General features: G+C 72.3%; 22 protein-coding genes. 13 read left to right on the forward strand and 9 right to left on the reverse strand.

Annotated elements, in window-relative coordinates:
• Nucleotides 1–57: 57 nt before the first annotated feature.
• Complete coding sequence (locus O7619_RS17540) at nt 58–438, forward strand: hypothetical protein (RefSeq protein WP_282282025.1); 381 nt, start codon at nt 58–60, stop codon at nt 436–438.
• 168 nt (nt 439–606) lie between these two features.
• On the forward strand, nt 607–2,115 hold the full coding sequence (locus tag O7619_RS17545; RefSeq protein WP_282282026.1) for an FAD-binding oxidoreductase: 1,509 nt from the start codon (nt 607–609) through the stop codon (nt 2,113–2,115).
• 24 nt (nt 2,116–2,139) lie between these two features.
• Here the strand turns inward: O7619_RS17545 and O7619_RS17550 are convergent, their stop codons facing one another.
• The gene (locus tag O7619_RS17550) at nt 2,140–2,475 is read right to left on the reverse strand and encodes a YnfA family protein (protein ID WP_282282027.1); all 336 of its coding nucleotides are present in this window, start codon (nt 2,473–2,475) and stop codon (nt 2,140–2,142) included.
• A gap of 151 nt (nt 2,476–2,626) precedes the next feature.
• Between O7619_RS17550 and O7619_RS17555 the strand changes: the two genes are divergently transcribed.
• Together O7619_RS17555 and O7619_RS17560 are read left to right on the forward strand one after the other, a co-directional pair.
• On the forward strand, nt 2,627–2,953 hold the full coding sequence (locus O7619_RS17555) for a metalloregulator ArsR/SmtB family transcription factor (protein ID WP_282282028.1): 327 nt from the start codon (nt 2,627–2,629) through the stop codon (nt 2,951–2,953).
• Nucleotides 2,953–3,684 (forward strand): cation transporter, encoded by a 732-nt coding sequence (locus tag O7619_RS17560; protein ID WP_282282030.1) that lies wholly within the window; start codon nt 2,953–2,955, stop codon nt 3,682–3,684. The genes O7619_RS17555 and O7619_RS17560 overlap by 1 nt, the downstream gene beginning before the upstream one ends.
• A gap of 30 nt (nt 3,685–3,714) precedes the next feature.
• Here the strand turns inward: O7619_RS17560 and O7619_RS17565 are convergent, their stop codons facing one another.
• Nucleotides 3,715–3,957: a GNAT family N-acetyltransferase gene (locus tag O7619_RS17565; RefSeq protein ID WP_282282032.1), complete on the reverse strand. Its 243-nt coding sequence runs from the start codon at nt 3,955–3,957 to the stop codon at nt 3,715–3,717.
• Nucleotides 3,958–4,003: 46 nt separating this feature from the next.
• The gene (locus O7619_RS17570) at nt 4,004–4,663 is read right to left on the reverse strand and encodes an HNH endonuclease family protein (RefSeq protein ID WP_282282034.1); all 660 of its coding nucleotides are present in this window, start codon (nt 4,661–4,663) and stop codon (nt 4,004–4,006) included.
• Nucleotides 4,664–4,905: 242 nt separating this feature from the next.
• Between O7619_RS17570 and O7619_RS17575 the strand changes: the two genes are divergently transcribed.
• From O7619_RS17575 to O7619_RS17585, 3 genes are all read left to right on the forward strand, one after another.
• A complete protein-coding gene (locus O7619_RS17575) occupies nt 4,906–5,109 on the forward strand; it encodes a hypothetical protein (RefSeq protein ID WP_282282036.1) in 204 nt (67 codons plus the stop codon).
• Nucleotides 5,110–5,272: 163 nt separating this feature from the next.
• The gene (locus tag O7619_RS17580; protein WP_282282037.1) at nt 5,273–6,022 is read left to right on the forward strand and encodes a neutral zinc metallopeptidase; all 750 of its coding nucleotides are present in this window, start codon (nt 5,273–5,275) and stop codon (nt 6,020–6,022) included.
• A gap of 115 nt (nt 6,023–6,137) precedes the next feature.
• Nucleotides 6,138–6,776, forward strand: coding sequence for an HAD family phosphatase (locus O7619_RS17585; protein WP_282282038.1), 639 nt, complete (start codon nt 6,138–6,140; stop codon nt 6,774–6,776).
• A gap of 52 nt (nt 6,777–6,828) precedes the next feature.
• Here O7619_RS17585 and O7619_RS17590 read toward each other — a convergent pair whose 3' ends face one another.
• The 5 genes from O7619_RS17590 to O7619_RS17610 all read right to left on the reverse strand — a co-directional run bounded on the left by O7619_RS17590 (nt 6,829) and on the right by O7619_RS17610 (nt 12,872).
• The gene (locus O7619_RS17590; protein ID WP_282282039.1) at nt 6,829–9,378 is read right to left on the reverse strand and encodes an ABC transporter permease; all 2,550 of its coding nucleotides are present in this window, start codon (nt 9,376–9,378) and stop codon (nt 6,829–6,831) included.
• Complete coding sequence (locus tag O7619_RS17595) at nt 9,378–10,145, reverse strand: ABC transporter ATP-binding protein (protein WP_282282040.1); 768 nt, start codon at nt 10,143–10,145, stop codon at nt 9,378–9,380. The genes O7619_RS17590 and O7619_RS17595 overlap by 1 nt, the downstream gene beginning before the upstream one ends.
• Before the next feature lie 258 nt (nt 10,146–10,403).
• Entirely contained in the window at nt 10,404–11,087 is a 684-nt protein-coding gene (locus O7619_RS17600; RefSeq protein WP_282282042.1) for a response regulator transcription factor, read from the reverse strand.
• Nucleotides 11,084–11,875 carry a histidine kinase gene (locus O7619_RS17605; RefSeq protein ID WP_282282044.1) on the reverse strand — a complete coding sequence of 264 codons (792 nt, stop codon included), beginning with the start codon at nt 11,873–11,875 and terminating at the stop codon, nt 11,084–11,086. The genes O7619_RS17600 and O7619_RS17605 overlap by 4 nt, the downstream gene beginning before the upstream one ends.
• 79 nt (nt 11,876–11,954) lie before the next feature.
• A complete protein-coding gene (locus O7619_RS17610) occupies nt 11,955–12,872 on the reverse strand; it encodes a PD-(D/E)XK nuclease family protein (RefSeq protein WP_282282045.1) in 918 nt (305 codons plus the stop codon).
• Nucleotides 12,873–13,037: 165 nt separating this feature from the next.
• Here O7619_RS17610 and O7619_RS17615 point away from each other — a divergent pair, with 165 nt between their 5' ends.
• The 3 genes from O7619_RS17615 to O7619_RS17625 all read left to right on the forward strand — a co-directional run bounded on the left by O7619_RS17615 (nt 13,038) and on the right by O7619_RS17625 (nt 15,756).
• On the forward strand, nt 13,038–14,096 hold the full coding sequence (locus O7619_RS17615) for a site-2 protease family protein (RefSeq protein ID WP_282288858.1): 1,059 nt from the start codon (nt 13,038–13,040) through the stop codon (nt 14,094–14,096).
• Entirely contained in the window at nt 14,093–15,037 is a 945-nt protein-coding gene (locus O7619_RS17620; protein ID WP_282282047.1) for a tRNA (adenine-N1)-methyltransferase, read from the forward strand. The genes O7619_RS17615 and O7619_RS17620 overlap by 4 nt, the downstream gene beginning before the upstream one ends.
• 146 nt (nt 15,038–15,183) lie before the next feature.
• Nucleotides 15,184–15,756: a hypothetical protein gene (locus O7619_RS17625; protein ID WP_282282049.1), complete on the forward strand. Its 573-nt coding sequence runs from the start codon at nt 15,184–15,186 to the stop codon at nt 15,754–15,756.
• Nucleotides 15,757–15,805: 49 nt separating this feature from the next.
• Here the strand turns inward: O7619_RS17625 and O7619_RS17630 are convergent, their stop codons facing one another.
• Nucleotides 15,806–16,099, reverse strand: a complete 294-nt coding sequence (locus tag O7619_RS17630) for a ferredoxin (RefSeq protein ID WP_282282051.1) — start codon at nt 16,097–16,099, stop codon at nt 15,806–15,808.
• A gap of 178 nt (nt 16,100–16,277) precedes the next feature.
• Here O7619_RS17630 and arc point away from each other — a divergent pair, with 178 nt between their 5' ends.
• The 3 genes from arc (at nt 16,278) to dop (ending at nt 20,578) form a co-directional block, all read left to right on the forward strand.
• Nucleotides 16,278–18,059, forward strand: coding sequence for a proteasome ATPase (arc, locus tag O7619_RS17635; protein WP_281589783.1), 1,782 nt, complete (start codon nt 16,278–16,280; stop codon nt 18,057–18,059).
• Between the two features lie 92 nt (nt 18,060–18,151).
• Nucleotides 18,152–18,904 (forward strand): hypothetical protein, encoded by a 753-nt coding sequence (locus O7619_RS17640; RefSeq protein WP_282282053.1) that lies wholly within the window; start codon nt 18,152–18,154, stop codon nt 18,902–18,904.
• 156 nt (nt 18,905–19,060) lie between these two features.
• Complete coding sequence (dop, locus tag O7619_RS17645; RefSeq protein ID WP_348774325.1) at nt 19,061–20,578, forward strand: depupylase/deamidase Dop; 1,518 nt, start codon at nt 19,061–19,063, stop codon at nt 20,576–20,578.
• Nucleotides 20,579–20,619: the final 41 nt, after the last annotated feature.

The raw sequence follows: 20,619 nt of genomic DNA on the forward strand, positions 1-20,619 counted from the left end.
CTTCACCGAGCCGGTGTGGATCAAGGGGCGTGGTCCCGGTCGGAATATGATGAGATCATGAGCGAGGGGCTCGCGTCGGGGATGCTCGGGCGCGCCTTCGCCTGGCTCGCGTTCTGGTACACACTGGCGTGTGTCCTGCCGGTCGGCCTGCTGGTGGTACTCCGGTGGCCGCACGAAGGCACCACCCCCGGCTACTCGTACGTCAACGGCCGCAGCGTCGAGTGCACCGGCAAGTTCGGGTGCCCGACCGCGCCGGCGGATGTCGGGGCGGAACTGTACGACATGATCGTGATTCTGGCGCCGACCTTGCTCGTGGCGGTGCCGCTGTGTGCGTACCTGGTGCGAAGGTGGCAGCTTCCGGCGTTGGCGGGGTTCGTCGCCGCGTTGACCGGCTGGCTGCTTCTCTGCCTGGGTGGCTGGCTCCGTCTCCATCTTTGAGCGCGGTTGGTGGACACGCCCGGCACCTGACGGAGTGCGTTTGTCCCACCGGCAGCCCTGCTGCGTCACCCGGAAGGGTTTTCGCATCCTCTTCCGGTTATGTGAGCAAGTGTCTGGTTCTAGCGTGAAAGTCGCACGCCAGCGAAGGTGTGACCCGATCGAGAGGCCATGACCATGCACGACATCTCGCGTCGAAAGCTGCTCCAGGCGACCGCCGCCGTGGGCGCCGGAGCGGTCGTCGCGCCGGCCGCGCTCGCCGGGCCCGCCCTGGCGACGACCGGCACCGACGGCTCCGGAGCGCCGATCTGGGCCGAGTGCCCGCCGGCGCAACTGACCGGCCGTATCGTGCGCTTCGGCGATCCCGACTATCCGACCGCGAGCGTCGGGTGGGACGAGCTGTTCGTGCACAACCCACTTGTCATCGTGTTCGCGCAGAACACGCAGGACGTGGTGAACGCCCTCGCCTGGTCCCGGCAGAACAACGTCGCGCTGCGGGTGCGCAGTGGCCGGCACAGCCTCGAAGGCTGGTCCAACGTGGACAACGGCATCGTGATCGACGTCAGCGAGCTGAAGTCCGCCGACATCAACCCGGCCGCGCTCACCGCGCGCGTCGGCGCCGGGCTCAACCAGTTGGAGGCGGTCACCGCGCTCGCCCAGCAGGGTCTCGCGGTGACGACAGGTACGGAGGGGAGCGTGGGTCTGTCCGGGGCGACCCTGGGCGGGGGTTTCGGCTTCCTCACCCGCTGGCTCGGCATGGCCTGCGACAGCCTGATCGGAGCGGAGATCGTCGTCGCGTCCGGGGCGAACGGCGCCCGGGCGATCGAGGTGGACCTGCGGAACCGCGCGGACCTGCTCTGGGCCCTACGCGGGGCGGGTAACGGCAACTTCGGCATCGTCACGTCGCTCACCTACCGGGTGGCCCCGCTGCGCAGCGTCGCCTACCTTCAGGCGACCTGGCCCGGCCTGGACGACCTGCGGGGCGTCTTCGACAGGTGGCAGCGCAGCGCGCCGTTCACCGACGTCCGCCTCGGCACCCAACTGGAGATCCACAAGTCGCAGATCCTGCTGTTCGGCGTGCTCGCCGAGGGCACCGAGGCAGAGGTGCGGGCGCTGCTGGCACCGGTCCTGTCGGTGGGCAGCCCGCAGGTCACGGTGCAGATCGGCGGGTGGGGCGAGGTCTACGCCGGGTTCCAGGTGCCGACCGAGGACGAGCCCGCGAACTGGAAGTTCTTCTCCCAGTTCACCCGCAAGCCGTTCCCGCCCGAGGCGATCGAGGTCATCCGCTCCTTCATGGCGGTGGCACCCACCGAGGACAGCAACTTCTTCACCCAGGCGTTCGGCGTCGGCGCGCAGGCGAAGCAGCCGGCCGGGGGCTCGGCGTTCCCGCACCGCGACGCGATCTTCTACTCCGAGCCGGGCGCGGGCTGGGGGACCCGGGGCGTGCCGGACAGCGGCGACCCTCTCACCCCGGCCGCCCAGGCGTGGATCGCCGAGTTCAGCCAGGCGCTGCGACCGTACGTGGACGGCGCCTACGTCAACGTGCCGAACATCGGCATGCAGGAGTGGGAGACCGCGTACTGGGGGCCGAACGTCGAGCGCCTGCGCCGGGTCAAGGCGGTGTACGACCCGCACAACGTCTTCCAGTACGAGCAGAGCATCCCGCCCGCCTCATGCTGAGCCGAGCGGACCGGGTCGGGCAGGTCAGCTCGCGCGCGGCGCGTACATGATGATCGCGACGCCGACCAGGCAGATGGCCGCGCCGGCGAGGTCGTAGCGGTCGGGCCGGAACCTGTCGACGAGCATGCCCCAGGCGAGTGACCCGGCGACGAAGACGCCGCCGTAGGCGGCGAGGATGCGCCCGAAGTTCGGGTCGGGCTGGAACGTCGCGACGAAGCCGTAGAGGCCCAGCGCGATGATGCCGCCCGCGATCCAGAGCAGCCCACGGTTCTCCCGCCAGCCCTGCCAGACCAGCCACGCGCCGCCGATCTCGGCCAGCGCGGCGACAAGGAACAGCAGGATGGAACGGGCGACCATCATGTGTCCGACCGTACCGTGACGATCTTGCCGCTGGCCGGCGGGCGCAGGGCGCCGGCAAGGAGGTGTCGTTCACTCCTCGACGGTGAGCCGGTAACGGCTACCGGAGGCAAGCTCATCACCAACGATTCAGCCAACGATGTACTGTCGTCGCATGCACACGCTCCCGCACGCGCAGGTGCTGGCCCGCTTCGGTCACGCCCTCTCCGAGCCGATGCGCGCCCGGCTGCTGCTGGCCCTGCGCGACGGGCCGGGCTATCCGGCGGAGCTGGCGAACCTGATCGGCACCAGCCGGCAGAACGTGTCCAACCACCTGGCCTGTCTGCGCGGTTGCGGCCTGGTCGTGGCAGTGCCCGAGGGCCGGCGCACCCGTTACGAGTTGGCCGACGTCCGGCTCGCCCACGCGCTGGGCGACCTGCTCGGCGTCGTGCTCGCCGTCGACCCGGCCGTGTGTGCCGACGCCGCCTCGGGTTGTTGCTGATGACGCCCCTGCCACTCGTCCCGCTGACGGCCGCCGGTCCCGCGCCGGCCCGCCGTGCCGTGCTCGCCCGCCGGGTGCGGCTGCTGGTCGCCGCGACGATCACCTACAACGTCGTCGAGGCGGTGGTGGCGATCGGCGCCGGCACCGTAGCGTCGTCCACCGCCCTGATCGGTTTCGGTCTGGACTCGGTCATCGAGGTGGCCTCGGCGAGCGCGGTGGCGTGGCAGTTCGCCGGCCGGGACCCCGAGGCGCGGGAGCGGATCGCGCTGCGGGTCATCGCGATCTCGTTCTTCGCGCTCGCCGGGTACGTCACCGTCGAGGCGGTCCGGGCGTTGCTCGGCGGTGCCGAGGCCGCGCACTCCACGGTCGGGCTGGTGCTGGCCGGCGTCTCGGTGGTGGTGATGCCGGTGCTGTCGGCCGCGCAGCGGCGGGCCGGTCGGGAACTGGGGTCCCGGTCGGCGGTCGCCGACTCGAAGCAGACGTTGCTGTGCACGTACCTGTCGGTGGTTCTGCTCGTGGGGCTGGCTGTCAACAGCCTGTTCGGCTGGTCGTGGGCCGACCCGGTCGCGGCGCTGGTGATCGCCGTGGTCGCGGTGCGAGAGGGCCGGGACGCCTGGCGTGGCGAAACCTGCTGCGCGGTCGCGCCGGCCTCCGGTGCAGCGGCCGAGGACGCCCACTCGTGCGGCTCCGGTTGCTCCTGCTGCGGCTCGCCGGTCGGTCGTGAGCCGTAGGTCAGCGCCGCGGACCCTCCGCGACGAAGATCAGGTCGGGGCCGTCCTCACCGGCCACGTCCAGGTGCGGAGCGCGGCGCAGGCCGGCCCGTTCCGCGACCCGCGCGGAGGCGAGTTGGCCGGGCGGATCCGGGCCGCCACCGGGACGCCGGGCCGGTGCGTGTCGGCCCAGCGCGCGACGGCGGTGGCCGCCTCGCCGGCCACGCCGTCACCCCACACGGCCGGGTCGAGGCGGTAGAACAGGTTCAGCACGTCGCGTCCATCGCCGGTCATTGTCGCAGCCGGGCCCGGGCCGGTCCGGCCCGGGCGCCGACGGGTCTCAGTAGGCGTAGGTGACCGAGATGGTGGCGGCCGGGCAGTTGTTCGCCCAGCTCGTGAGCGCGCTCTTCTCCGCGCTGTCCACGGTCAGCCGCCAGCGGATCTTCACCGCCACCCACTCGCCGACGTAGCGGCAGCGGGCCGAGGCGTACGGCGGCAGCCAGGTCGCCGGGTCCTGGTCGCCCTTGGACTGGTTGACGTTGTCGGTCACCGCGGCCAGCGCCCGCGCGTCGCCCAGGTCGTTGGCGTACGCCTGCCGGCGGCTGGTGGTCCAGGTGCGCGCGCCGGAGTCCCACGCCTCGGCGAGCGGGACCATGTGGTCGATGTCCACGTCGCCGGTCGCCGTCCAGGTGGCGTTGTCGTAGTAGGAGTACCAGCGTCCGCCGGAGAGCGTGCAGGTGCCGCTGATGGTGGGCTTCGTGGTGGCCTCGGCGTACAGCACCTCGTTGCGGGTGTTGCAGCCGTCGCCGTCCGCGTCGATCCAGTGCGGGAACAGGTCGCGGCTGTAGCCGGTGCGGACCTCGGTGGCCACGCTCAGGCCGGCGACCGCGGTGGTGAGCGGGGCGGAGTAGCCGGCGGCGCGGGCGGGCAGGGTGAGGCCGAGGGTGGCGGCCGTGATCGCGGCGAGGCTGATGGCCGTGGCGCGCAGGGTGCGGGACATGGGACTCCATCCAAGCGGGACTGGCTCTTACGTGTGCCTCTTATATAGACAGACGTGGAAGTGATGGTCCAGGTCAACTTCCGTGAACATCCGCTGACGATCCCACCCCTACCTGCGACGGGGTCCGGAATAAGGGGTGTGCGGTCCGGCCCGGCGGGCTACCGTCCGGAGTACGGCACGCCGAGCGCCGCGTCCCCACCCGCGCTGTCCGGTTGACGCGGCGGAGACGCCGAAGGGCGAGCATGAGCACGACGAAAGGGGCGGAGATGACCGACGAGGTGACGTCGAAGGTTCCGCCGGACCCGGCCCCCGTGCTGACCGCGCTTGCCCGGCCGCCGCAGGTCGGGCCGCCCAGCAGCCTCGACCTGTGGGCCCGCGCCCAGGTGTTGCACCGCTGCTTCGGCGACGACGACGGCGAACCGCACATCATGCGCGGCCTGGACTAGCTGCTCGCCGGCACCCCCTGTCGTGGCGGTTGTGACGGCCGCGCCCGCGCGCCCTGTGTCCCATGGAACCGCGACACCTGAACGTTTCCCGGCACCGGTACGTGCAAGCCGGTGAGCGTAGGGGTACTGCGCTTCACACGGGTCGGACCGCCGGGAGGTAGTCGTGGGGGACAGGGCGCAACGTCGGCGGCTCGGGCCGCTGGCCGGGCTGCTGGTGGCCGTGGTGGTGGCCGCCGGCTGCATGGGCGGTGGGCTCGACCAGGGCGAGCCGCAGCAGCCCGCGCCGCGGCGGGGCGGGCAGTCGGCGTCACCGGACGCGGTGACCACCCGGGCGGACGGGACCACGAGCGTCGCCGAGTTCAAGCAGGACTTCGCCGACGCCGTCGCCGTCGCCGAGCAGTACTGGACGGCCCGGCTCCGCGCCTCCGGGGAGCGGTTCCGGCCGATCCGGCGGGTGGTGCCCTACACCCGTGCGGGCGAGGTGACCTGCGGCGGGCAGGGGTTGCCGCGCAACAACGCCGTCTACTGCTCGGCCGGCGACTTCATCGCCTACGACGTGAACTGGTCGGTCTCGGCGTTCCGGCAGGTCGGGGATGCGTTCCTGTTCTACCTGCTGGGCCACGAGTACGCCCACGGCGTACAGACCCGGCTCGGCATCCGCTACAACTTCACCATCCAGCAGGAGTTGCAGGCCGACTGCATGGCCGGGGCGTACCTGGGCGACAGCGTGCGTGACGGGACGCTGGAGCTGGAGGACGGCGACCTCGACGAGTTCCGGGAGGGGCTGCTCGCGGTCGGCGACGACCCGGACCAGCCCTGGTTCGCCGAGGGCGCGCACGGCACCGCCGAGCAGCGCAGCGAGAAGTTCTTCGCCGGCTACGAGAACTCGCTTGATGCCTGCGGCCTCGGTTGATGCCACAGGTCACCCCGGGAGGGGACGACGCCGTGCGGGCGGCGGCCGGCTGGCAGGATCGCTTCGGTACGCGTACCGAAGGAGGCCCCCGCTGAGCAGCCCACACCCCGCCGCCGTGCTCTTCGACATGGACGGCACCCTGGTCGACAGCGAGAAGCTGTGGGACGTCGCGTTGCAGGAGATGGCCGCCGTCTACGGCGGCACGCTGTCCGGCGCGGCCCGCCGGGCGATCGTCGGCACCGGCATGGCCGACGCCATGCGGATCGTGCACGACGACCTCGGCCAGCCGGAGCGGGATCCGCAGGCCAGCGCCGACTGGATCAGCGCGCGGATCCTCGACCTGTTCCGCACCGGGCTGCAATGGCGCCCCGGCGCGTTGGCGTTGCTGCGGGCGGTGCGGGCCGCCGGCATCCCCACCGCGCTCGTCACCTCCAGCGGCCGGTCGCTTGTCGAGGTCGCCCTGGACACCCTGGGCCGGGACAGCTTCGACGCGGTGGTCTGCGGCGACGAGGTGGGCGAGGCCAAGCCGCATCCGGAGCCGTACCTGACCGCCGCGAAGCTGCTCGGGGTGCCGATCGAGCGGTGTGTGGCGATCGAGGACTCACCGACCGGCGTGGCGAGCGCCCTCGCCGCCGGGGCGGCCGTGCTGGCCGTGCCGGCCGAGGTGCCGCTGCCGCCGACCGACGGCGTGCACCAGTCGGAGAGCCTGACCGCCGTCGACCTGGAGCTGCTCGCCGCCCTGCTGAACCGTTAGGCGGGGCCCCTTCTTATCGCCCAGGCGATAGGAAGGGCCCCCGCCTTGCACCTCAGTCGTGGGCGATGGCGCCCAGCACGTTGATGCGGGCGGCGCGGATGGCCGGCAGTACCGCCGCCACCACGCCGATGATCGCGGCCAGGATCAGGAACGTCACCATCTGCCCCCAGGGCAGGACCAGGTCGGTGATGCCCTCGTCCTTGAGCGCCCGCACCACGGCCGCGCCGAGACCGGTGCCGACCACGACGCCGAGCAGCGCGCCGAAGATCGAGATCACCACCGCCTCGACGGTGATCATGCGCATGGTCTGCGCCCGGCGCAGGCCGATCGCGCGCAGCAGACCCAGCTCGCGGGTCCGCTCCAGCACCGACAGGGCCAGCGTGTTGATGATGCCCAGCACCGCGATCACGATGGCCAGCGCCAGCAGGATCTGGATCATCCGCAGCGGGGTGTCCAACTGGCTGGTCTGCTGCTTGATGAACGCGGCCCGGTCCGCCACCGACACCTCCGGGCTGTCCGCCAGCAGCCGTTCGACCTGCGGCTGCACCGCGCTGACCGGGGTGCCCGGCGCGAGCTGCACGAAGCCCTGGATGGGCTGCGGGATCGCGAAGTCGACGGTCGCCTGCGGTGGCAGCACCACCGGGTTGGTCAACTGCGAACTCTCGTAGATGCCGCTGACCGTGTAGGTGCGGGCGTCACCGCGGGACAACTGCACCGGCACGGTGGAGCCGACCGACAGGTTGCGGGACTTCGCGGTGTCGGAGCTGAGCAGCATCTGGTCGGGGGCCAGCCGGCTGATGTCACCGGCGGTGGCCTTCGCCCCGAAGATCCGTTCCAGCGCGGACACGTCGCTGGACGCCGCCACCCAGGTCCGCTTGCCGCCGACGGTGGCCATGTCGCCGTACTCGCCGTCGACCAACCGCACCCCCGGGATCGCCGCGGCCTGGGTCAGCACCGCCGGGTCGAAGCTCGCCGGGCGCGGCCCGGTCGAGCTGCCCGAGATCACCAGCTCGGCCTTGATCCGGTCCTCGGCGAGGGCGCTGATGCTGCCCTTGGCCGAGTCCAGGATCACCGTCACGCCGGTCACCAACGCGATGCCCACCATCAGCGCGGCGGCGGTGATCGCGGTCCGGCGCGGGTTGCGGCCCGAGTTGAGCCGGCCCAGCTTCCCCGGCACCGACCAGGCGAACAGGGCGCCCAGCAGGGCCACCACCGGCCGGCTGATCACCGGGGTCAGCAGCGCCACCCCGATGAACGCGAACAGCACGCCGCCGAGGATGGTCGCCAGGGTGTTGCCGCCGGCGTTGCCACTGAGCCCGAGGAAGAGCAGGACCGCGCCGATCGTGGTGACCACGGCGCCGCCGACGGTCACCTTGGTCAACGGCCGGTCCGGGGTGGCCACGTCCTGCATCGCGGCGATCGGCGGGATCCGCGCGGCCCGCAGCGCCGGCAGCAACGCCGCGACCACCGTGATCAGCAGGCCCACCGCGAACGCGCCGATCACCGCCGCGGGCGGCACCCCCAGCCCGGCCAGGGTGAGACCACCGGCGAGCTTGCCGAACAGGTACGCCAGCAGCGCGCCCACCCCGATGCCGGCGGCGAGCCCGAGCACCGAGGCGACCAGGCCGACCGCCACCGCCTCCAGCACCACCGAGCCGATGACCTGCCGGCCGCTGGCCCCGATGGCCCGCATCAGGGCCAGCTCACGGGTGCGCTGGGCCACGATGATCGAGAAGGTGTTGAGGATCAGGAACGTGCCGACCAGCAGCGCCACCGCGGCGAAGCCGAGGAGGATCTTGTTGAAGAACGACAGCGCCTCCTTCAGGCTGGCCGAGGCGTCGTCGGCGAGCTGGTCGCCGGTCTTCACGTCGTAGTCGGCGCCGAGCGCGCGGGACACCGCGTCGCGCAGCGCCTCCGGCGTGGTGCCGTCGGCGGCCCGCGCGCTGACGTTGGTGAACACGTCCGGCTCGCCGAGCATCAGCCGCTGGGCGACGGGCGTGGTGAAGGCGACCTCGTTCGCCCCGCCGATCGAGTCCCGGCCGCCGCTGTAGCCGAACACGCCGACCAGGGTGAACTCCTTCTTCGGCGACAACGTCAGCACACCGACCCGGTCGCCGACCTTCACCTTCGCCGCCTCCGCCAGGGCGGCGTTGACCGCGATCTCGTCGTCGGCCTGCGGGCCGCGGCCCTCGCGCAGCGTCATCAGGTCGTCCTCGCCGAGCCAGTTCTCCCCGATCTGCGGCGGCCCGAACGAGGTGACCACCTTGCCGTTGCTGCCGATCAGCCGAGCGCCGTCGGCGGAGACCGCCCCGCGTACGTCCGTGGCGCCCGGCACCGCCTTGACCCGGTCGACGACCGACGCCGGCACCGGGGCGGCCACCGGCTCGCCCTCGGTCTCGGAGACCTCGACCTTCGGCTTCGCCGCCACGTTCACGTCGATGGCGGCGTAGGCGTCGGAGAAGACCGCGTCGAAGGACCGGCCCAGCGTGTCGGTGAGCACGAACGCGCCGGAGACGAACATGACGCCGAGCACCACCGCCAGGCCGGACAACACCAGGCGCAGCTTGCGCGCCAGCAGGCTCTTGAGCGTCGCCCGGAACATCAGTTGCCCACCTCGACCGGCGCGTCCAGCTTCTTCATGGTGTCCAGCACCGTCTCGGCGGTCGGCTCGACCAGCTCCGAGACGATCTGGCCGTCGGCGAGGAAGACCACCCGGTCGGCGTACGCCGCCGCGGTCGGGTCGTGGGTGACCATGACGATGGTCTGACCGTGCTCGCGCACCGAGTCGCGCAGGAAGTTGAGCACCTCGGCGCCGGAGCGGGAGTCCAGGTTGCCGGTCGGCTCGTCCGCGAAGATCACCTCGGGTCGGGCGACGAGCGCCCGGGCGCACGCCACCCGCTGCTGCTGACCGCCCGAGAGCTGCGCCGGGCGGTGCCCGAGCCGCTCCCGCAGGCCGACCGTGTCGATCACCGTGTCATACCAGGCCGGGTCGGGTTTGCGCCCGGCGATCGACAGCGGCAGCAGGATGTTCTCCTGCGCGGTGAGCGTCGGCAGCAGGTTGAACTGCTGGAAGATGAAGCCCACCTTGTCCCGGCGCAGCTTCGTCAGGCCCGAGTCGTTGAGCCCGGTCACCGTCGTCTCACCGATCATCACGGTGCCCCGGGTCACCGAGTCCAGGCCGGCCAGGCAGTGCATGAGCGTCGACTTGCCGGAGCCGGACGGGCCCATGATCGCGGTGAACCGGCCGCGTTCGAACTCGGCGTTCACCCCTCGCAACGCGATGACCTGCGCCTCACCGCTGCCGTACACTTTCCACACGTCGTTCGCCCGGGCCGCGGCCTGCGCCTGCTGGCCTACCGTCGCGGTCACGTCATCTACCTCTTCCATCTGGCTCGGAGGTCCGCACCGCCCCCGCTGGCCGGTGCGGCAGTTCTCATCATCGGCGGCGCCGGTCGCGGATCCGTCCGACCCCGGGCGGAATCCGTGCCGAATTTCTGGTGGGGGTCGCCCCCGAGACCGGCTCGGGGTGATCCCTGACCGGCGGCGGCGTCGACGGTAGGACCCCACGTCGCGTGAGGGTCAACCACGCGCCGCCGCCGTTGGTCACGGTACGTGAGTGCCGCCACCTCAACCGCCCGGCCGCACCAACCCCGTCTCGTACGCCAGCACCACGGCCTGCACCCGGTCGCGCAGCCCCAGCTTGGTCAGCACGTGCCCGACGTGGGTCTTGACCGTGGTCTCGCTCACCGACAACTCCCGGGCGATCTCGGCGTTGGACAGCCCGCGCGCCACCTGGGTCAGCACCTCCCGCTCGCGTTCGGTGAGCGGATCCAGCACCCGCCGCGGCGCGGCGGCCGGATCCGGCAGCACGTCGGCGAAGCGGTCCAGCAGCCGGCGCAGGATCCGCGGCGCCACCACCGCCTCTCCGGCCGCCACCGTGCGGATCGCGGTGACCAGGTCCTCGGCCGGCACGTCCTTGGCCAGGAAACCGCTCGCCCCGGCGCGTAACGCCCCGACCACGTACTCGTCCAGCTCGAACGTGGTCAGCACGAGCACCCGCACCGGCAGCCGGGAGTCCACGATCGCCCGGGTGGCGGCGACCCCGTCCATCCGCGGCATCCGGATGTCCATCAGCACCACGTCCGGCAGCAGCCGGCGGGACAGCTCCACCGCCTCCACCCCGTCGCCGGCCTCGCCCACAATGTCCAGGTCGTCCTCGACCCCGAGGACCATCCGGAACCCGGTACGCAGCAGCGGCTGGTCGTCGGCGAGCAGGACCCGCACCGGACGGGGCGCGGCGGCGTCGGTCATGGGTTCCCCTCGTCGTGCCGGGCGGCGGTCGGTGCGCCGACCGTGCCGGTCGGGTCCAGCGGCATCCGGGCGTACACCCGGAAGCCACCGGCCCGCGCCGGTCCGGTCCGCAGGATCCCACCGTAGAGGGCGACCCGCTCCCGCATGCCGATCAGGCCCGGTCCGATCCGGTCGGGCGACGCCGGGCCGCGTCCGGTGTCGGTCACCTCCACGGTCAGGAACCCGTCAGCGGCGGTGAGCCGGACCGACGCGGTGGCCGGGCCGGCGTGGCGGAGCACGTTGCGCAGCGCCTCCCGCACGACCCGGTGCGCGGCGAGCGCGATCCCGTCGCCCACCGGCGCGAACGTGCCCTCGGTCCGCAGCGTGACCGGCAGCCCGGCGTCGCGCGCCTGCCGCACCAGCGTGACGATGCCGGCCAGGCCGGGCTGCGGCGCCAGCTCGGCCACCGGCCCGGCGTCGGCGCGCAGCACCCGCAGCAGCCGGCGCAGCTCCCGCAGGGCCGCCCGGCCGGTCTCCTCGACCGCGGCCAGCGCCCGGTCCGCCGCGGCCGGATCCCGCGGCAACGCCCGGCGGGCGCCGGTGGCCAGCACCCCGATCGCGGCGACCTGGTGGGCCACCAGGTCGTGCAGCTCGCCGGCGATCCGGCGACGCTCGTCGGCGGCCACCGCCGCATCGGCGCCCGTCCGGGCGCGGACCGGTCGGGGCCGCGCCGCGCGACCCAGCGCGTACGCCACCGCGGCGGTGAGCAACGTGTCGAGCATCCGGCGGGCCGGGAGCCGGTCGGTCATGCCTGGAGACGCTAGGCCGCCCCGGAGCGCCTCTCGTCGTCGCCGGAGTCGAACCCGGCCTCCTCCCCGAGGAGGAGGGTCATTCGTCGGCCCCCGGGGTCGCCGGGCGGGACCGGGCGTCCACGAGCGGGTCGGGCGCGGCGGCGGCCACCGGGAACGGCGGCGGGGTGCCGCCGAAGCTCGGACACCGCGACTGGTGGCTGCACCAGTCGCAGAGCCGGCTCGGCCGGGGCCGGAAATCCTGCCGGGCGGTGGCCTGCTCGATCGCCCGCCACAACGCCACCACCGTGCGCTCGAAGCGCACCAGCTCCTCGGCGTCGGGGGCGTAGTCGCAGACCTCGGCGTCCTTGAGGTAGAGCAGGCGCAACACCCGCGGCACCACGCCCCGGGTGCGCCACAGCACCAGGGCGTAGAACTTGAGCTGGAACAGCGCCCGCGCCTCGAACGCCTCCCGCGGCGCGCCACCGGTCTTGTAGTCGACCACCCGCAGCGCGCCGTCGGGGGCCACGTCGAGCCGGTCGAGGTAGCCCCGGATGAGCAACTCGTCGTCGACCACCGCCGAGATCAACGCCTCACGCTCGGCCGGCTCCAGCCGGCGCGGGTCCTCCACTGCGAAGTAGCCCTCCAGCAGCGCCGCCGCCGAGCGGAGGAACCCCTCCACGCCGGTCGTGTCGTCGTCGGCGAACAGCGTCGACAGCTCCGGCTCCTCGGTGACCAGCCGGTCCCACTGCGGGGCGACCAGGTCGCCCGCCGACTCCGGGGTGCGCGCCGGCGCCGGCAGGTCGAACAGCCGCTCCAGCACGGCGTGCACGAGCGTGCCCCGGGCCTGCTCGACCGTCGGGCGCTCGGGCAGCCGGTCGATGCTGCGGAAGCGGTAGAGCAGCGGGCAGGTCTTGAAGTCGGCCGCCCGGGACGGCGACAGCGACGCCCGCACCGCGACCGGCGCCGCTTCCGCCGTCGGGTCGCTTTGCGTGTCGATCACCGGTCTCGCCGTCATGTCCGGAAGGTTAGGCCACCGGTGTGACACCGCCGCCGGCGCCGCACCGGTCGATGATCTCCCCCGCGTAGCATCGCCGGGGTGGAGCAGCGGACCCGACGACCGCGCCGGCCCGGGTTGAGCCTCGGCCGGGTCTTCGGGGTGCCGCTGCGGGCCGACGCCTCGATGCTGCTGCTCACCGTCGTGGTCACCGTGCTCTACGCGGCGCTGGCCCGCCGCCAGCTCGACCTCGGCGGCCCCGGCAGCTATCTGGTCGGGCTCGGTTTCGTCGTCTCGCTGCTCGGCTCGGTGCTGCTGCACGAGCTGGGGCACGCGCTCACCGCCCGCCGGTTCGGCATCGGAGTGCGGGGAATCACGCTGGAACTGCTCGGCGGCTACACCGAGATGGACGCCGACGCCCCCACCCCACGGGTGGAGCTGTTGATCTCGCTGGTCGGCCCGGCGGTGTCCGCCGTGCTCGGCGCCGGCGCGGTCGCCGCCACCCTGGCGCTGCCCGCCGGCACGCTCGGCCACCAGCTCGCCTTCCAACTCGCGGTCAGCAACGTGGTGGTGGCGATCTTCAACAGCCTGCCCGGGCTGCCCCTGGACGGCGGGCGGGCGCTGCGCGCGGCGGTCTGGGCGCTCACCCGCGACCGGCACCGGGGCACCGAGGTGGCCGGCTGGGTCGGCCGGGCGGTCGCGCTGGGCACGGTGGCCCTGGTGGTGGCGCTCACCCTGCGCCGGGCGCTCGTGCCACTGGCGTTGCCGCTGCTCCTGCTGGTCGCGCTGACCCTGTGGCGGGGTGCCGGGCAGTCCATCCGGCTGGCCCGGATCGGCCGCCGGCTGCACCTGGTCGACCTGGCCCGGCTGGCCCGCCCGCTCCTGCCGGTGCCCACCGGCACCCCGCTGGCCGAGGCGCAGCGCCGCCGCGACGAGGCGGGCACGCCGGACGCGGCGCTGGCCGTGATCGACTCGACCGGCCGTACGGTGGCGCTCGTCGACCCCGCCCGCGCCGCCGCCGTACCCCGGGACCGCCGGCCGTGGCTGGCGGTGGACGAGGTGGCCCGCGGCCTGGCCATGCTGCCCGCCCTGCCGGTCGGCGCGGACGGCGAGCGGGTGCTGGAGACCGTGCGCGCCCACCCGGGCGCGCAGTACCTGGTGACGGCAGGCGAAGATGTGGTGGGCGTGCTGCACGTCGCGGATCTCGCCCAGCTCCTCGAACCGAAACGGAAGACGAACACGTGACCGCAGAGATCTCCACCGTCCCGGCGCTGCCTCCCGTGCACCGGGGGCCGTTCCGGCCCGGCGACCGGGTGCAGCTGACCGACCCGAAGGGCCGGATGCACACCGTGACGCTGGAGCCCGGCAAGGAGTTCCACACCCACCGGGGCATCCTCAGCCACGACACGCTGATCGGCCTGCCCGACGGCAGTGTGGTCACCACCACCGGCGGCGGCACCGCCTTCCTGGCGCTGCGGCCACTGCTGTCGGACTACGTGCTCTCCATGCCGCGCGGCGCCCAGGTGATCTACCCGAAGGACTCCGCGCAGATCGTCGCGATGGGCGACATCTTCCCCGGCGCCAAGGTGCTGGAGGCCGGCGCCGGCTCCGGCGCGCTGTCCTGCTCGCTGCTGCGGGCCGTCGGCGCCGACGGTGAGCTGCACTCGTTCGAGCTGCGCGACGACTTCGCCCAGATCGCCAGGCGCAACGTCGAGGCGTTCTTCAACGGCCCGCACCCGGCCTGGCGGCTGCACGTCGGCGACGTGGCCGGGTGCGCCGAGACCGGTTTCGACCGGATCATCCTCGACATGCTGACCCCGTGGGAGATGCTCGACATGGTCGAACGGGCGCTCGTCCCCGGTGGGGTGCTGATCGGCTACGTGGCCACCACGCCCCAATTGTCCGAGCTGGTGGAGGCGCTGCGCGAGCGCGGCGGCTGGACCGAGCCGCGGGCCTGGGAGTCGATGGTCCGCGACTGGCACGCCGAGGGGCTGGCGGTCCGGCCCGACCACCGCATGATCGCGCACACCGCGTTCCTGGTCTCCGCGCGCAAGCTCGCCCCGGGGGTCACCGCCCCGCCGCGCCGGCGCAAGCCCAGCAAGGGCGCCGAGGCGTACGCCCAGCGCCGCGACGCCCTGCGCGCCGCGGCGGCGGCCCGGTCGGCGGCGGAGCCGGAACAGCCCTGACCCCCGCCGCGCGAAGCCCCACGGACGGGCGGATCATGTGTGCCCGTGGGGACGACGACACCGGAGACGGTAAGCATGAGGGAGCGGATCGGGGCGCGTGCCGGGCGGGGAGCCCGTCCCGGCCGAGCGGGCCGGCGGGAGGTGGCGTGAGCAGTCCCGGCTACGGCAACGGCGAGATGCCCGCCGTCTTCCCCGACTGGTCGCCCTACGCCGACCTGGAGTCGGCCGCCCGGGCCTACCTGCGTGACCCCGACATCGCCCTGGAGGCGCTCGGCGGGGTGCTGCGCGGCGCCTCGGTGCTCGGTTTCACGCTGGAACGCTTCGTCAACGAGGTGAACGGCGTGTGGCAGGAGGTCGTCGTCTGCGACGGCAGCCGACTGGTGCTCTGGCACGGCGAGGACGTCCCGCCGGGGGAGGGGCCGCCCGGCGCGATGACCTCCTCGCTGCGCGTGGTGCCGGTCTCCACCGTCACCGAGGTCGGCTGCCGGCGCCGGCTCACCCGCGCCGAGGACGGCACGGTCCGGGTCGACAGCATCGACGTCTACCTGCTGCTCAGCTCGCTGGACGAGGCGCCGCCGAGCGAGGAGGTGCCGGGCACGCCGCGGCACGACGCGCTGCGCTTCGGCAAGACGCTCGACGACGGCGGGGCCGGACAGATCGGGCGGTTGGAGGAGTTCGCCCGGCTGGTCGCCTCCGTCGTCGGTCGTCCGATGCTCTGAGACGCGGGTGGGCCGGGGATCCGTCCCCGGCCCATCCCGCGTCGTCCGCTCAGCCCTCGGCCTCCGGGCCGGCCACCTCGACGCCGTCGGCGGACCGCACCACGTGGATGCACTCGCCCGGGCACTCCTTCGCCGAGTCGATCACCTCGAGGCGCAGGTGCTCCGGCACGTCCACCCGGGCCCCCGGGCTCAGCCGCAGCTCGCCGTCCGGACCCTTGACGTACGCCAGGCCGTCGACGTCGAACTCGAAGACCTCCGGCGCGTACTGCACGCACAGCCCGTCGCCCGTGCAGAGGTCCTGGTCCACCCAGACCTGCACCTGGTCCGTCGCGACGTCGGTCATCGAAGCACCCCCCATGTTCTCCCGTACCGGACTCCGACGGTACCCGAACGCCCGTACCCGCCCGTCGACCAGCCCTTGGCGATCAAGCTTCGGTGACGAGCGCGTTGCGGAGGACCGAATCGGGCTCATAGCGGCTAGTGTTAGCTCAGAACGTTCAAGCCCCCCGGGGAGGTGGGACGTGGCACGCAGCGACGACGCGGACTCGCGCGCCGCACGGTGGGAGAAGGAAGCCCACGATCTCTCCACGCAGGTCGCGTTCCTTCAGGAGGAACTCGCTCTGGTGCGACGCAAGTTGACCGAAAGCCCCCGACACGTCCGGCAGCTCGAAGAGCGGCTGGCGGCCACCCAGGCACAGTTGGCCCGGCTGACCGAGAACAACGAGCGGCTCGTGAGCACCCTCAAGGAGGCTCGCGCGCAGATCGTCACGCTCAAGGAGGAGATCGACCGGCTCGCCCAGCCGCCCAGCGGCTACGGCGTCTTCCTGGCGAGGCACGACGACGGCACGGTGGACGTGTTCACCGGCGGGCGCAAGCTCCGCGTCGCCGTCTCGCCCTCGCTGGAGGTCGACGAGCTGCGCCGAGGTCAGGAGGTCCTGCTCAACGACGCGCTCAACATCGTCGACGCGTTCGGCTACGAGCGGGTCGGCGAGGTGGTGATGCTCAAGGAGATCCTGGTGGGTCCCGACGGCGCCCCGGGCGACCGGGCGCTTGTGGTGTCCCACTCCGACGAGGAGCGGATCGTGCACCTCGCGGAGACCCTGATCGGCAGCACGATCAGGGCCGGCGACTCGCTCATGATCGAGCCCCGCTCGGCGTACGCCTACGAGCGGATCCCGAAGAGCGAGGTCGAGGAGCTGGTGCTGGAGGAGGTGCCCGACGTCAACTACGAGGACATCGGCGGCCTCCAGTCGCAGATCGAGCAGATCCGCGACGCGGTGGAGCTGCCGTTCCTGCACGCCGATCTGTTCCGTGAGCACCAGCTCCGGCCGCCGAAGGGCATCCTGCTCTACGGCCCGCCCGGCTGCGGCAAGACGCTGATCGCCAAGGCGGTGGCCAACTCCCTCGCCAAGAAGATCGCCGAGCGTCGCGGTGAGGAGAAGCACACCAGCTTCTTCCTCAACATCAAGGGTCCCGAGCTGCTCAACAAGTACGTCGGCGAGACCGAGCGGCACATCCGGCTGATCTTCCAACGGGCCCGGGAGAAGGCCGGCGAGGGCACCCCGGTGATCGTGTTCTTCGACGAGATGGACTCCGTCTTCCGCACCCGCGGCTCCGGTGTCTCCTCCGACGTGGAGAACACCATCGTCCCGCAGTTGCTCAGTGAGATCGACGGTGTGGAGGGCCTGGAGAACGTCATCGTCATCGGTGCCTCAAACCGGGAAGACATGATCGACCCGGCGATCCTGCGACCCGGCCGGCTCGACGTCAAGATCAAGATCGAGCGGCCGGACGCCGAGGCGGCCAAGGACATCTTCTCCAAGTACATCCTCGCCGGCCTGCCCCTGCACGCCGACGACCTGGCCGAACACGGCACCGATCCCCAGGCCACCGTGGCCGCGATGATCGACGCCGTGGTCCTGCGGATGTACTCGGAGACCGAGGAGAACCGCTTCCTCGAGGTCACCTACGCCAACGGCGACAAGGAAGTCCTCTACTTCAAGGACTTCAACTCCGGCGCGATGATCCAGAACATCGTCGACCGGGGCAAGAAGATGGCGATCAAGGAGTTCCTCACCTCCGGGCGCAAGGGGTTGCGGCTGCAGCACCTGCTCGACGCCTGCGTCGACGAGTTCCGCGAGAACGAGGATCTGCCCAACACCACCAACCCCGACGACTGGGCGCGCATCTCCGGCAAGAAGGGCGAACGGATCGTCTACATCCGCACGCTCGTCTCCGGCGGCAAGGGCGCCGAGGCCGGCCGGTCCATCGAGACCGCCAGCAACACCGGCCAGTACCTCTGAGGTCGGCCCATCGGGGCGGCGCCGCGCCGGCGTCGCCCCGATCGGTCGTTCCCGGGGCCACGAAAACGCGGCGCCCCCGCTAGAGTCTGCCGGTGCGTAGATCACTTACCCCGCTCCTCGCTGTCTGCCTGACCGCCCTGCTCGCCGCCTGCGGCACCACCACCGACGGCGGCACCGGGCCGGCCGGCCCGGCGTCGGCGTCCACCGCCGCCGACCCGGTCGACGCGATCCGCCAGGGTCTCGGCCGCAGCCTGGAGAAGACGGCCAAGATGGACGTCACCATCAAGGCGGGGGAGCAGACCATCACCATGCGGTCCGCCATCGAACCCGCCACCGGCGCGATGATGCTGGACATGACCACACCCGACCCGGTCAGCATGGTCCTCACCGCCGACGCTCTCTACCTCAAGCAGGACGAGTCGGACGGCAAGCCCTGGGTCAAGCTCGACCGCAAACGGCTCCGGCCGGACGGACCGCTGGCCCAGGGCCTCGACGTCCGGGCGCAGGCCGGCATCCTCGGCGGCGTGGAGTCCGCCGAGTCGGCCGGCGACGGCCGCTACACCGGCGTCGCGGACGCCGACAAGGCCGTCGCGGCGGCCTCCACCGAGGGCGAGCGGACGACGCTGCGGACCGCGTTCAAGGTCCTCAAGAACAAGTCGGTGCCGTTCGAGGCCACCCTGGATCCCGAGGGCCGGCTCACCCGGCTCACCTACACGTTCGACACGGCCGCCGGGGCGATCGAGAATGAGATGACGATGCACAGCTTCGGCGAGCCGGTCCGGATCACCGCACCGAAGGCGTCGGACACCGAGGATGCCTCGGCCGAGATGTACCGCTTCTTCTGACCGCTCGTGGCGGGTGGCCGGAGCGGAGGACGCCGCTCCGGCCACCCGAGTGCCGGGCCATCCCGTCCACCGGGGCCCGGCGCGCCACCGATCGTCGACGCGCCGACTACGCTCGACATGACGGGGACCCCGACGGCGAGCGGAGCGGGCAGGTCGATGAGCGTCAGACGGATCATGGGCACCGAGGTCGAGTACGGCATCTCCGTGCCCGGCCAGGCCGGAGCCAACCCGATGGTCACCTCCTCGCAGGTGGTCAACGCCTACGGAGCACGACCCGAACTCAACCGGGGCGGGCGGGCCCGCTGGGACTACGAGGAGGAGTCGCCGCTGCGCGACGCCCGCGGGTTCACCTATTCCGGGGCGGCGTACGACCCGGCCGAGGCGCTCGCCGACGAGGACCTCGGGCTCGCGAACGTGATACTCACCAACGGCGCCCGGCTCTACGTCGACCACGCGCACCCCGAATACTCCACCCCCGAGGTGACCACCCCCCTCGACGTGGTGCGCTGGGACAAGGCGGGGGAGCGGGTGATGGCCGAGGCGTCCCGCCGGGCCGCCACGATCCCGGGCACCCACCCGATCCACCTCTACAAGAACAACACCGACAACAAGGGCGCGAGCTACGGCGCCCACGAGAACTACCTGATGCGCCGGCAGACGCCGTTCGCCGACATCGTGGCGTACCTGACGCCGTTCTTCGTCACCCGGCAGATCGTCTGCGGCGCCGGTCGCGTCGGCATCGGCCAGGACGGCGGCCAGAGCGGCTTCCAGATCTCCCAGCGGGCCGACTTCTTCGAGGTCGAGGTGGGTCTGGAGACCACGCTGAAGCGGCCCATCATCAACACCCGGGACGAGCCGCACGCCGACGCCGACAAATACCGTCGGCTGCACGTCATCATCGGCGACGCCAACCTGTCCGAGATCTCCACCTTCCTCAAGGTCGGCACCACGTCGCTGATCCTCGCCATGATCGAGGAGAAGGCGCTCGGCGCGGACCTGGGCATCGCCGACCCGGTCGGCGAGCTGCGCGCGGTCAGCCACGATCCGTCCCTGAAGCACCTCATGCGGTTGCGCGACGGCCGCCGGCTCACCGCGCTCGACGTGCAGTGGGCCTACCTGGAACGGGTCGGCTCCTTCGTGGACGACCGCTACGGCCAGGACGTGGACGCACAGACCGCCGACGTGCTGCGTCGGTGGGAGAGCGTGCTTGACCGGCTCGGCCGCGACGCCTTCGAGTGCGCCGACGAGCTGGACTGGGTGGCCAAGCTGCGGCTGCTGGAGGGCTACCGGGAGCGGGAGAAGCTCGGCTGGGGCTCGCACAAGCTGCAACTGGTCGACCTCCAGTATTCCGACGTCCGGCCGGAGAAGGGCCTCTACCACCGGCTGGTGCAGCGTGGCTCGATGAAGACGCTGCTCAGCGACGAGCAGACCCGCACCGCGATGACCGAGCCGCCGGAGGACACCCGGGCCTACTTCCGGGGTCGCTGCCTGGCGCAGTACGCCTCCGAGGTGGTCGCCGCGAGCTGGGATTCGGTCATCTTCGACGTGGGCCGGGAGTCGCTGGTCCGGGTGCCGATGATGGAGCCCGAGCGGGGCACCCGCGCGCACGTCGGCCAGCTCTTCGACAGGTGCGAGAGCGCGAAGGACCTGTTGGAGATGTTGACCGGCGGCTGACCCGGATGCCGGAAGGCCCGCCGAGTGCCGGAACCCGGCGC

The sequence above is a fragment of the Micromonospora sp. WMMD998 genome, assembly GCF_029581235.1.
Lineage (GTDB): Bacteria > Actinomycetota > Actinomycetes > Mycobacteriales > Micromonosporaceae > Micromonospora.